We start from the raw sequence: 12,979 nt of genomic DNA, 5'->3' as shown, positions 1-12,979 counted from the left end.
AGTGTGCGACGTCCTGGCCCGGCGCGCCGCGCCCGGGTGGGAGGCTGCCCCTGTGGCGGAGCGGGGGTTGCGGGCGCCGGCCTGGCTCGAGGAGCTGGTGCGCACCAGCCCGGCGAGCGTGCCGTGGCGTGACGTCACCCGCTTCGCCCTGGTCATCCCCGCCCCGCTGGCCCTGGCCCTGGCCGTCGGCGGGGTGGAGGGCCCGGCGGTGGGCGCCGGGGTGTTCGCGACCATGGGCTCGCTGGCCGCGACGCTGGCGCCGCAGTCGGGCCCGCTGCGGGTCCGGCTGCGCCGGGTGGCCGCGGCCTCGCTGCTCGGCGGGGTCGGCCTGCTGGTCGGGCACGGCCTCAGCGGGGGCGGCTGGCAGCCGGTGCTGCTGATGGTCGTCGTCTCCGCGGTCGCCGCCCTGCTGAGCTCGATCAGCGGCGCCTTCTCCCTGGGCGCGCTGCAGCTGCTCATCTACACCGCGATCTCCTCCGGGCTGCAGACCCCGCTGTCGGCCGGCGTCGAGCTCGGGTTCTTCCTGGCCGGGGCGGCATGGGGGGCCCTCGCCGTCCTGGTGCAGGCGCGCACCGAGGCGCTGGACCCCGACCGGTCCGCCGTCGGGGCGGTGTTCACCCGGGTCGGCGAGCTGCTCGAGGCGATCGGCACCGACCGCACCGAGCAGGCCCGCCGGGAGCTCACCCTGGCGCTGAACGCCGGCTACGACCGGGTCATCCACGCGCGCAGCCGCTCGGCCGGCCGCAGCCGGGAGCTCGCCGAGCTGGCCGGGGTGCTGAACGCGGCCGCGCCGCTGGTGGAGGGTGCGGTGGCCAGTGCCCGGGGCGGCGTGCCGGCCGACTCCCGCGACATCGGGGCCGCGCACGCCCTGGCCACCGCGGTCACCAGCCGCCGCCCGGTGCTCGGCGAACGACCGCCGCCGGTCGAGGACGCCCCGGCACCGCGCCGGGCGGTCCGGCACGGACTGCGGCTGGTGTGGAACGTCGTCGGCGACCCCGAGGAGCGGGCCTCGGCGGCGGTCGTGCGCCCCGCCCCGGAGTGGCGGGTGCGGCTGCACGACCTGTTCGACCGGACCCTGGGCAGCGCCGACTCCCGCGCCTTCGTCGTCCGGCTCACGCTGTGCATGACCGTCGCCGAGATCGCCCGCCAGCTGCTGCCGATCGAGCGGCCCTACTGGGTGCTGCTGACCGTCGCGATCGTGCTCAAGCCCGACTACGGCTCGGTGTTCACCCGGGCGGTGCAGCGCGGGGCCGGCACGCTGCTCGGCGTCCTCATCGGGTCGCTGCTGCTGACCTTCCTGCACCGGGACGCCTGGGTGCTGCTCCCCCTGGCGCTGGCCGCCGGCGCGCTCCCCTGGGCCCGCAGCGGCAACTTCGGCCTGTTCTCGGTCTTCCAGACCCCGCTGATCATCCTGCTGCTCGACCTGGCCACGCCCAGCGGCGCCGGGCTGGTCGGTGCCCGGCTGGTCGATACGCTGATCGGCTGCGGGATCGTGCTGGTGTTCGGCTACCTGCTGTGGCCGCAGACCTGGCGGGCCCCGCTGGACGACGCGCTGCGCGACGCGACCCTGGCGCTGGACCGCTTCGTCGAGGCCGCGTTCACCCAGGGTCCCGAGGCCACCCGGCGGGCCCGGCGGGGCAGCTACCGGGCGCTGACCGAGCTGCAGACGCAGCTGCAGCGCCGGCTGGCCGAGCCCCCGCCGATCAGCACCCGGGCCGCGGCCTGGTGGCCGGTGATCGTGCAGCTGGAACGGGCGTCGGACGCGGTCACCGAGGCGGTCATCGCGATGCGCGCCGGCGAGCCCGCGCCCGACGTTGCCCAGGTCGGCGTGCTGTGCAGGGCGCTCCGGCAGCTGGAGCAGGACCTGCGCGAGCACCGCGCCCCCGACGACGCCGAGCTGTACGCCGAAGGCGTCCTGGCCCCGGTCGCCCGGGAGGTGGACGCCGCCCGGCGGCTGATCCGGGAGACCACGCCGGGCCGGCGGTCCGGCGTCCGCGGCACCGACGACTGAGCGGCCCGCTCAGGACGGCGCAGTCTCAGGACGGCGCAGGGACACCCGGCTGCAGGAGCGCGCCGGCCTCGGCCGCGGGCAGCGCCCGGTGGAACAGCCACCCCTGCGCCTGGTCGCACGCGTCGGCCCGGAGCCGCGCCAGCTGCTCGGGCTCCTCGACCCCCTCGGCGACCACGGTCAGCCCGAAGGTGTGCGCCGCCCGGATCATCAGCGCCACCAGGTCACCGTGCCCCGGCTCGCTGGAGCCGATGAAGCTGCGGTCGATCTTGAGGGTGTCGACCGGCATGTGCCCCAGCTGGCCGATGGAGGTGTAGCCGGTGCCGAAGTCGTCGATGGCGACGGCGGCGCCCAGTGCCCGCAGGGTGGCCAGGTTGTCCATCGCCGACGGGTCGGCGACCAGCACGGTCTCGGTCACCTCGAGCACGAGCAGGTGGGCGGGGAGCCCCGAGGCGGCCAGCGCATCGGCGACGTCCTGCACGACCCGGCGGTCAGCGAGGTGCCGGCCGGAGACGTTCACCGCGATGGTCGGCTCCGGCTCGTCCTGGGCCAGCCCGGCGGTGCTGCGCCACTCGGCGAGCTGCCGGGTGGCCTCGTGCAGCACCCAGCGGTCCAGCTCGCAGATCAGCTGGGACTCCTCGGCCGCGGGGACGAACTCGTCCGGCGGCACCAGCCCGTGCCCGGGCCGCTGCCAGCGCACCAGGGCCTCGTACCCGATCACCCGGTCCGAGGTCACGTCGACCACGGGCTGGTAGTGCAGCTGCATCTCGCCGTCGGCCAGACCCGACCGGATCGCCGCCTCCAGCGCAGCCCGCTCGGCGAGCTGCCCGCGGAGCACCTCGTCGAAGACCTCGGCCCGGCCACGCCCGTGCCGCTTGGCCCGGTAGGCGGCGGTGTCCGCCTCGACGAAGAGGACGTCGGCGTCGGTGTCGGCGTCCCGGCTGACCGCCACGCCGACGCTGGCGCCGACCCGCACCGTGTGGTGGGCCAGCCGGATCGGCTCGCTGGTCGCCGCGATCAGCCGCTCGGCGAGCTCGACCAGCGCGCGCTCGTCGTCCACCGCCTCGACCAGGACGACGAACTCGTCACCGCCCAGCCGGCACACGACGTCGCCGGCGCGGACCTCCGCCGCGAGCCGGCCGGCGACCTCCCGCAGGACGTCGTCCCCGGCCGCGTGCCCGTGGGTGTCGTTGACCGACTTGAAGCCGTCCAGGTCGACGAACAGCAGGCCGGTCATGGTGCCCGCGCGCCGGCCGCGGGACAGGGCCGCGGCGGTCAGCTGCAGCGCCTGCGCCCGGTTGGGCAGCTCGGTGAGCGGGTCGTGCGCGGCCTGGTGGGCGAGCGCGGACTGCAGTTCCTCGCGCTGGCGCACCGAGCTCACGATCTGCCGCACCGAGGCGTGCACGACCGCACCGAGCGGACCGGGCAGCGGCTCGGCCAGCACGCTGTCGGCGAGGTCCCCGCGGGCCACCGCCTGCGCCTGGTCCTGGATGCGCCGGAGACTGGCCACCGCCGCGGCCAGCGCCGTGGAGACGGTGCGCACCTCGCGCGGGCCCCCGCCCTCGACCTCCACGAGCTCGCCGCGGCTGACCTGGTCGGCCTGCCCGGCCAGCACGCCGAGCGAGCGGGACACGCTGCGACCCAGGACGACGGCGCCGACCGCCGCGGTCAGCAGCAGGCCGAGGCCGGCCAGCAGCGTGGCCGTCCGGCGACCGTCCGCCGCGTCGCGGTCGGCGGCCGCGCTCGCCTGGGCGCCGGCGACCGCGGTGTCCAGCAGCTCGGTGAAGGCGGCGTCCCGTGCGGCGCTCCCGTTGACCAGGGCGGCGATGCGCTCGATGGAGAGGGGGGCGGCGGTGTCCTGCTCGGCCCGCGCGGCGAGGACGTCGTCCACCGCGGTCACCGCCGCGGACGCGCGGACGCCGTCCCAGGCCGCGGCCAGGGCCGGCTGGGACAGGTCGCCCAGCTGCCGTTGGGCGTCGGTGTAGGCGATCCAGGCAGGGCGCCAGTCCAGGTCGCTGTCCTCGGTACCGTCGAGACGGAGCTGGGAGCCGAGGAACAGCGGGACCACACGGCTGGAGGTCTGGGTCAGCTCGGCGAGCAGCTCGACGTCCCGGGCGGCCCGGTAGGTCCCGCCGGTCACCTCCTGGGCACTCGCCTCCGCGGCCGCTTTCTGCTGGGCCTCCAGGAGCAGACCGGAGACGGCCAGGTACCCGCGGTAGGTCTCCACCAGCGAGAGGCTCCGGGTCTGCGAGCCGGCGCGGACGTCGGCGAGCCGGGCGAGGGCCCGTTCCGCGGCCCAGGCGCCCACGGAGCCAGCGGGCACCGAGGCCAGCGCCCGGTCGGTGACCCGCTGCGCCTGGACGACGGCCTGCTCGGCCTGCGCCAGCTGGGTCTGCACCATGACCGGGGGGAGCCCGGTCATCGCGCTCAGGGCCGGGTCGAGCAGGACCGTCGCGGACAGCACCGGGACGACCTCGTGCTCCACCCCGCTACGGGCGGCGTCCAGCTGCGCCACCGCCTGCACTGCGGCCTCGGCGCGCTCGGCGGTGGCCGACTCAGACACCGCGGAGCGCACGATCGCACCGGTCAGTGCGACGACGCCCAGCAACGGGACCAGCACCAGGGCCACGAGGTAGGCCCACAGGGGCACGCCTCGTCGTGGCGGTCTGCGCGAGGACGACGGTCGGAGCGGCATGCCATCGCATCGGCCCGACCGCGACCTCGGTCGAGCAGCGGGCACCCGTCCGGGTGAGACGGCACCGCTGGGGGGTGGGCGCGGCAGGGATCGAACCTGCGACCGCTAACCCAGAATATTGGAGCGCGCTGGCGCATGAGTACCGCGGCCAGCACCCCTCGATCACGCGCTGGCGGTGGCCGCCAGTTTGGACCAGCCCGGAAGTCGACGCGTCGCTGGGTGGCCCAGGTCGACATCGACAACGGCGCCCGGCCGGGGACCGCGTCGGAGGAGTCCGCCGAGTTCAAATGGCTGTGGGAAGAAGCCGGCGGTCCGGGGGCAACCAGATCCTCACGGCGGCCACGGTCTCCTTCGCCGGAGAGTCGGCTCCCCCAACCGTGGACCATGGCATTGCCACTCGCCCAAGCGGCCCACGGCCGTGCGGTCGAGTCGATCTTCCGCGTACTGCGGAAGTAGGGGTATCACGTCGCTACCCGGACCTACCGGAAGTCGAGGTCACCATCGCGACCGCTGGCTGCCCCCACCACCACCGACGCTCAATCCAGATCACTGTCCGCGATGCCGCCTCGGCCACCGGACCCGACGGGGGCCCCGCCTGACGTCCCAATAGGGTACGGCGCCGGAAGAAGACCGCCCCGTTGCGCCGCACCCGCAACCTCGACGCGAGCGCCGGGGCGGTAGACCGGGCGATGCGTGCGCTGGGGCTGTCCAGGGTGCGCGCGGCAAGGCGGTTCGCACAAGGATACCGAGCTGCTAATGACCTCGGTACGGATGGCGACTTGGCAGCCTTCCTGCGAACACGACTTGGCAGCCCTCCCGCGCGAACACCGGGTCGTCGTGATCAGTCACAGCGGCGCGGACAGTTAGTGCATCGCAATGCGGCCACCCGAGCATCTGGCCATGGAAGGCATCGCGCCGCCAGATTGCTCGATCGGCGATGCCTACAGAAACGCGCTGATGGAGGGCGGTTAGCATGTCCAAGATTGAGTGCAACCGAATCCCTTTTTTCACGCAGGCCCCCATAAGACCGTCTGGGACGTGAAGTACACCACCGCTCGACTGTTTCGACGGTGAACCAACCGACGCCGGCACGGCACGATCGGATCAATCGCCCCGAACGGAGCCGAGCAGGCCACTACGGTGCCCTCGCCCCGCAGGAGTAGCCCGCATGGATTCGTCAAAGACCCGAGCGCGTCACCGTGCTTGGCGAGGCCACCCACCTCGAAAGGCGCACCGCCTAACGCAGTAAGGACTTCGTGGTCGAGTTTACAGATACCTGGTGTGGCCCTACCTAAAAATGGCGGCGTTCAACGCGCTCATCGGCAGGATGCTCACAAGGAATTCGCCCCGACTTTGAGGTCGCTTTTCGGCGGATACTGTGCCAGCGCCGAAGACCGGTGCTCGACACCCATAGGGTCAAGAAAGCCGACGAGCAATGGCTCCAGATTAAATTTCCTCTAGAGCTCCGGCGCCAGGCCTGACCCTGAGCGACGGTGCCTCAGCAGCGCACCGTCGTCTGCGGGTTCATGCAGTCATACAACCGCTCGCATCCGCCCTCAAACATCAGCACTTCGACGAGATCGCTGAAGACAACGGCATCATCGGTCGCGGCGCGTCAGACAAGCAAGCAGCTCGTCATGGACGTCGCGATGACAAAGCGAGAGGGTCCACTTACGCAGCGGCTCACGGATGCAGGATGACATAGCGGACACGGCGGTAAGTGGCTAACGAAACGCCAGTACTTCACGAATGCATCTTCAGCTGACCGTTTAGATCCGGCTCACTGAGCGATGCAATCGCCTCCCAGCGGATGTCCTCAGCTGCAGAAGCCTACAAACTCGCCATCTTCGAGCTCATGCTCCAACTGCTGCAATCGGGCTTCAGCGTCTTGCTGCAGCTTCACGTCTTCTAGTACAGCCCTGGGTCGCTTCCCCTCGAGGACCTCCATGACGCCGAAGTCGACCCGAAGGTCCTCGAGCCAACGAGCCACCGACATGGGACTCCTCCTCGACGAAAGCCTGATCTTAGCCACGCGTGACCTCGTAGTCAACGCGCTTACCCGCCCGCCAGTAGACGTACCACAGGAAGACCGTCGGCAACCCTGCAGCGATACTGGAGCCCAACCAGAAGTTCTCGAGCGCTCGTCCCTCGAACCCCAGAGCCAAGCTGATGCTAGCGAACACCGCAGCGGCAGCGGCAAGGACTGTGGCGACACGCGTCCCGAACGCGAACCTGGCCGCCATGCCATGCTCGCCCGGGCGGCTGACGTAGACGGCCGCTAGGCCTGGCACCAGCAGCAGCGCAGCCCCAAGTGCCTCTACGTTGGCGTGCTCAAGTCGACCGGTCTGACGCTGCCAAAAATAGCCGGCCACGAGCGCAACAGTCGCGTACAGGGCACCAAACCAGGCGCTCCTCACAAGCCCTCTTCGCTGAGAGATTAGGTCGACGACGGCGACATGGTTCGAGTAGCGGTTCGCGAGATGCACGTGTGCATGCATATGCTCGCGTCGCCCATCAATGCGCATTAGTGCCTCAGCTCGCGGCCTCGGAGGATCACCTTCAGCCTCGCTCAGCGTTAGCCGCCTCGCATCTAGGTTTTCTGGCGCCGCAACCTCGAAGTGATAGCTGTAACTGGCGCCCGCGGCCACAACAGGGAACGTCAACCTCGCCGACGTTCCGAAGATTCGATCCCTCAGCCGGGGCGCCGCCCACGGTACCTCTGAAGCATATGAATATTTAAGCAGCTGGCGGCCGGAATCCGCCTCTATAGGCGTCAGCGCGATGTAGTTCTGCACTAGCTCAGTGACGATCAGCCTGAATGCCGGATCCATCATTAGTGCGCTCGCCTGGGAGCCCGGAGGATACGTCCGGTCGGCGGGCGAATACCAGCCGCGCAGCGCCTCGTCCGCGCGGTCAGCGGGATTGCTCACTATCGCTCTCAAGACTTCTTTGCCTTCCTCGTCGAGAGGCGTCCGCCCGAGAGTTTTGGTGGCCAGATAGCAAAGCGCCTGATAGGCCGCTTCCGCGGTGTCTTGACTGGTAAGTAATGGGCGACTTTCACCGGAAGCGTCGCGGAGATCGAAGTTCAAGAGCGGAGGATCTTTTGCCATCAGGCCGAGCGGCAAGAGCAGTCGGTCCGGCAACCAGTCATCGCGCTTCGCCACCTGAACCGCACGGGCTCTCTGCACATCGAAGTCAAGGCTCACCCGGTGCCGACAGAGGACGTCACTGAGAAAGTCGACGTTCTCCACGCGTCTATGCATCCAACGACTGGGGTCCTGAAAATGCAGATGGATCAAAAGGCGACCGTCGGCGCTGTCGATCGTCACATTAAACCTCTCCCCCCGGCTGGCACTGTCATGCTGATGCAGGGACCGTCGAAGGCGCAAGCCGAGTGTCCGGCGGTTTTCTCCGCCAAGCTCATCAACCTTGTGTCCGGTGCACGGGTGACCGGTCCGCTGCCGCGACACGTCGCCGGGCCGAGTGGACGTCGGGCCCATCGGTACTTGGAGCAGGCACCCGATTATCGAGCTGGCGGATAGCTCGGACGGCTCTTGTCAGCGCCACGAGCGCCTTTTCGGTTGCAGCACCGACGTCCGCGCATCCGAGCTGCAACCCGGCGGTCACCCGGCGTCAGGCGCTAGTTGGGCCTTAGTCCCGTCTCGTCGACCCTTGGAGACGTCCTCCTCGAGCATTGCCGGCCGGCAGAGGACGGCAGCAGACGATTGGCTGAGACCCCTCAGCGTAATCGTGCGAAACGCCTCAGGGGCCATCCTGTGGGGTGTCGGGCAGGCATGTGACGGGCCTGCTGTCATCTCGGCCTAGGACAGCGCAGGTCGGGCTCTCAGTACCTATAACGGGTGATGCTCTCGGCAACCGGTCGACCTGCGGCGATAGCCACTTCAGAATCCCCCTAGGTCGAAACCGCTGAGGTGGGCGCGGCAGGGATCGAACCTGCGACCGCTCGCTTGTAAGGCGAGAGCTCTCCCGCTGAGCTACGCGCCCGTGCGGCCAGGGTAGCGGGAGGACCCCGCCGCCCCGGCCGCTCGACGGGGTCCCCATGGACCCGCGGTTCAGGCGGCGGCGGAGAGCTGCGCGACCGCGTCCTTCCAGCCCGACTGCGCCCGCGCGTCACCGGGCTGGTTGACCTCGGCGAAGACGAGGGTGCCCGCGGCGTCGACGAGGAAGGTGCCGCGCAACGGCATCCCGGCTCGCTCGTTGAACACCCCGTAGGCCTGGGCGGTCGTGCCGTGCGGCCAGAAGTCCGACAGCAGCGGGAAGCCGAAGCCCTGCTCGGCCCGGAACGCCTTGAGGCTGAAGGTGGGGTCGGTGGAGATGGCCACCACCTGGACCCCGGCGTCGGTGTACGTGACCAGCTCGTCGCGCAGCTGGCACAGCTCGCCGGTGCAGATTCCGGAGAAGGCGAACGGGTAGAACACCACCAGGACCGGCGCGCCCCGCAGCCCGGACAGGGAGACGACCTGCTTGTCCTGGTCGGGGAGGCTGAACTCGGGGGCGACGTCGCCGACGGTGAGGGTCATCACCCGATCGTGCCTCAGCGACGCGAGCGGGCCGCCTTCGGGGTGACCAGCCGGATGCCCGACCACTCCTTGGCCGCGGAGATGCTCGAGGTCTGCTGCAGCCCGGCGGTGGGGGCGGCCTCGGTGACGTCACCGGGCTCCACGTGGCCAGGGCGCCCGGACTTCGGCACGAGCAGCCAGACGACGCCGTCCTCGGCGAGCGAGGCGATCGAGTCGACGAGGGCGTCGATCAGGTCGCCGTCCTCCTCGCGCCACCACAGCAGGACGACGTCGGCCACCTCGTCGGAGTCCTCGTCGACCATCTCGCCGCCCGAGAGCTCGACGACGGAGTCGCGCAGGTCCTCGTCGGCGTCCTCGTCCCAGCCGAGCTCCTGCACGACCATGCCCGGCTTGATCCCCAGCCGGGCAGCCATGCTGGTGCTGCCCGAGTCGACGCTCATCCCCGCTGTTCCTCCGTGTGCTCGGCTGCCCGGCTTGCTCCGGGCGGTCTCGTGTGCTGCTGTGCGGTCTCGCGCGCCCCGCCGCGTGGTGCGCCGGTGCGGTCGTCCTGGGGGGATCGTGCCCTGTCTGCGCCCGGACTGCCCGGTCGGGACCGCTGATCGGCTCGACCGGACCCCCTCTGCCCGGGTGGCGGGCAGCCCCTGGCGTGCCCCCGTCCCCCGGCACGACCGGGTTCCGGGCCCACGCTGTCCGGGCCACCGTTGCAGCGGAGCGTAGGGCATCGGGGGGCAGGCGCAAGGCCTCGACCGGGCTGCGCGACCGCGTCGGCGTCCCGCCCGTCGGGACGCGACACGGGGCAGACGTGACGCGCGCCGCCCCGGCAGGAGACGATGGGGGCATGAGCGCAACGCAGCAGTCGGACGGAGACCCCGCCCGCACCCTCGGCAGTCCCCGTGCGGTCATCACCGACGGGCGGGCCAGCCAACTCCCCGACACCGACCCGGACGAGACCCAGGAGTGGCTCGAGTCCCTCGACGCGGTCGTCGACCACGCCGGCCGAGGCCGGGCCCGCTACCTGATGCTCCGGATGCTGGAGCGCAGCCGGGAGCAGCAGGTCGGCGTCCCCGCGTTGCGCAGCACCGACTACATCAACACGATCGCGCCGGAGCAGGAGCCGTGGTTCCCCGGCGACGAGGACGTCGAGCGCCGGATCCGGGCCTACATCCGGTGGAACGCCGCGATCATGGTCCACCGGGCGCAGCGCCCGGGCGTCGCCGTGGGCGGCCACATCTCCTCCTACGCGTCGTCGGCGTCGCTGTACGAGGTCGGCTTCAACCACTTCTTCCGCGGCAAGGACCACCCCGGCGGCGGCGACCAGATCTACTTCCAGGGGCACGCCTCCCCCGGCATCTACGCCCGCGCCTACCTCGAGGGCCGGCTCGACGAGCACCAGCTCGACGGCTTCCGGCAGGAGGTCAGCCACCCCGGCGGCGGGCTGTCGTCCTACCCGCACCCGCGGCTGATGCCCGACTTCTGGGAGTTCCCCACCGTCTCGATGGGCCTCGGCCCGATGAACGCGATCTACCAGGCGCGGTTCAACCGCTACCTGCACGACCGCGGCATCGCCGACACCTCCGACCAGCACGTCTGGGCGTTCCTCGGCGACGGCGAGATGGACGAGCCGGAGTCGCTGGGCCCGATCGGCCTGGCCGCCCGCGAGGAGCTGGACAACCTCACCTTCGTCGTCAACTGCAACCTGCAGCGGCTCGACGGCCCGGTCCGCGGCAACGGGAAGGTCATCCAGGAGCTGGAGTCCTTCTTCCGCGGCGCCGGCTGGAACGTGGTCAAGGTGGTGTGGGGCCGCGGCTGGGACAAGCTGCTGGCCGCCGACCGTGACGGTGCCCTGGTCAACCTGATGAACCAGACGCCGGACGGCGACTACCAGACCTACAAGGCCGAGGACGGCGCCTACGTCCGCGAGCACTTCTTCGGTCGCGACCCGCGCACCCGCAAGCTCGTCGAGGGCATGAGCGACAAGGAGGTCTGGGACCTCCAGCGCGGCGGGCACGACTACCGCAAGGTCTACGCGGCGTTCAAGGCGGCGCAGGAGCACAAGGGCCAGCCGACGGTCATCCTGGCCAAGACCATCAAGGGCTGGACGCTCGGCAACCACTTCGAGGGCCGCAACTCCACGCACCAGATGAAGAAGCTGACCGCGGAGGACCTGGCCAACTTCCGGGACCGGCTGTACCTGCCGATCCCGGACGAGGACCTGGACAAGACGCTGCCGCCCTACTACAAGCCGGCGGCCGACTCCGACGAGATGCAGTACATGATGGAGCGGCGTCGCCAGCTGGGCGGGTCGATCCCCCGGCGCAGCTACGCGGCCAAGCCGCTCAAGGCACCCGACGACAAGGCCTTCGAGGTCGTCCGCCGCGGCTCGGGCAAGCAGGAGGTCGCCACCACGATGGCGTTCGTCCGGCTGCTCAAGGAGCTCATCAAGGACCCGGAGCTGGGCCCCCGCTTCGTGCCGGTGATCCCCGACGAGGCCCGCACCTTCGGGCTGGACTCGCTGTTCCCGACGAAGAAGATCTACAACCCGCACGGCCAGAACTACACGTCGGTCGACCGCGAGCTGATGCTGGCCTACAAGGAGTCCACGACCGGGCAGATCCTGCACGAGGGGATCAACGAGGCCGGCTCGACGGCGTCGTTCATCGCCGCCGGGACGTCGTACTCCACGCACAACGAGCCGATGATCCCGATCTACATCTTCTACTCGATGTTCGGGTTCCAGCGGACCGGCGACTCGATCTGGGCCGCCGGTGACCAGATGACCCGCGGGTTCCTGCTGGGGGCCACCGCCGGGCGCACCACGCTGAACGGCGAGGGCCTGCAGCACGAGGACGGGCACTCGCTGCTGCTCGCGGAGACCAACCCGGCCGTCGTCTCCTACGACCCGGCGTTCTCCTTCGAGCTGGGGCACATCATCAAGGACGCCCTCCGGCGGATGTACGGCGAGGACCCGGGTGCCCCGCTCGGCGGGCACCGCAGCCCCGACGTCATGTACTACCTGACCGTCTACAACGAGCCCTACGTGCAGCCGGCCGAGCCGGAGGACCTGGACGTCACCGGGCTGCTGGCCGGCATGTACCGCTACGCCGAGGGTCCGCAGCTCGACGGCGGCACGAAGGCGCAGGTCCTCGCTTCCGGCGTGGCGGTGCCGTGGGCGCTGCGGGCGCAGGAGCTGCTGGCCCAGGACTGGGGCGTCTCGGCCGACGTCTGGTCGGTCACCTCGTGGAACGAGCTGCGCCGCGAGGCGGTCCAGGCCGAGGAGTGGAACCTGCTGAACCCGGCGGAGGAGCCCAAGGTCCCCTACGTCACCCAGCAGCTCACCGACGTCCCCGGCCCGATCATCGCCGTCTCGGACTGGATGAAGGCGGTACCGGACCTGCTGGCCCCGTTCGTCCCGGGCGGCATGGCCTCCCTGGGCACCGACGGGTTCGGCCTGTCCGACACCCGCCCGGCGCTGCGCCGGCACTTCCGGGTCGACGCCGAGTCGATCGTCGTGCGCACGCTGGCCTCGCTGGCCCAGCGCGGTGAGATCGAGCGCGACGTCGTCCGGCAGGCGGTGGAGAAGTACCAGATCGGCGAGGTGCAGGCGGCCCCCGCCGACACCACCACCGACCCGGACCAGCAGCCCGAGGCGTAGTCGCCCACGGCTGTCGAGCAGTGATCAGGTGACCTGATCACCCACTGTCCCCCCGCACCAGCGTTGGTGCGGGGGGACAGTCG

6 protein-coding genes and 1 tRNA gene are annotated in these 12,979 nt (G+C 70.8%); 2 read left to right on the top strand and 5 right to left on the bottom strand.

All coding sequences use genetic code 11. The annotated features are described in order from the left end of the window. Positions 1-52: 52 nt before the first annotated feature. A complete protein-coding gene (locus FB380_RS23165; protein WP_166757677.1) occupies positions 53-2,011 on the top strand; it encodes an FUSC family protein in 1,959 nt (652 codons plus the stop codon). Between the two features lie 25 nt (positions 2,012-2,036). On the opposite strand, the gene FB380_RS23160 is transcribed toward FB380_RS23165, so the two are convergent. The 5 genes from FB380_RS23160 to FB380_RS23140 all read right to left on the bottom strand — a co-directional run bounded on the left by FB380_RS23160 (position 2,037) and on the right by FB380_RS23140 (position 9,684). After that, positions 2,037-4,658, bottom strand: a complete 2,622-nt coding sequence (locus FB380_RS23160; protein ID WP_208383964.1) for a putative bifunctional diguanylate cyclase/phosphodiesterase — start codon at positions 4,656-4,658, stop codon at positions 2,037-2,039. A 2,069-nt stretch (positions 4,659-6,727) separates the two neighbouring features. Continuing rightward, positions 6,728-7,954, bottom strand: coding sequence for a hypothetical protein (locus tag FB380_RS23155; RefSeq protein WP_166757675.1), 1,227 nt, complete (start codon positions 7,952-7,954; stop codon positions 6,728-6,730). A gap of 682 nt (positions 7,955-8,636) precedes the next feature. Next, positions 8,637-8,708 (bottom strand) — tRNA-Val (locus FB380_RS23150). A 68-nt stretch (positions 8,709-8,776) separates the two neighbouring features. Further along, a complete protein-coding gene (locus FB380_RS23145; RefSeq protein ID WP_166757674.1) occupies positions 8,777-9,244 on the bottom strand; it encodes a peroxiredoxin in 468 nt (155 codons plus the stop codon). Positions 9,245-9,258: 14 nt separating this feature from the next. Then, positions 9,259-9,684, bottom strand: a complete 426-nt coding sequence (locus tag FB380_RS23140) for a DUF3052 domain-containing protein (RefSeq protein ID WP_166757673.1) — start codon at positions 9,682-9,684, stop codon at positions 9,259-9,261. A gap of 398 nt (positions 9,685-10,082) precedes the next feature. Here FB380_RS23140 and aceE point away from each other — a divergent pair, with 398 nt between their 5' ends. Continuing rightward, entirely contained in the window at positions 10,083-12,896 is a 2,814-nt protein-coding gene (aceE, locus tag FB380_RS23135; RefSeq protein ID WP_166757672.1) for a pyruvate dehydrogenase (acetyl-transferring), homodimeric type, read from the top strand. The last annotated feature ends 83 nt before the right edge of the window (positions 12,897-12,979 follow it).

The sequence above is a fragment of the Modestobacter marinus genome (assembly GCF_011758655.1).
GTDB classification, from domain to species: Bacteria; Actinomycetota; Actinomycetes; order Mycobacteriales; family Geodermatophilaceae; genus Modestobacter; species Modestobacter marinus.
Note: the sequence above shows the minus strand (reverse complement) of the source record. Positions and strands in the feature narration are given on the sequence as shown.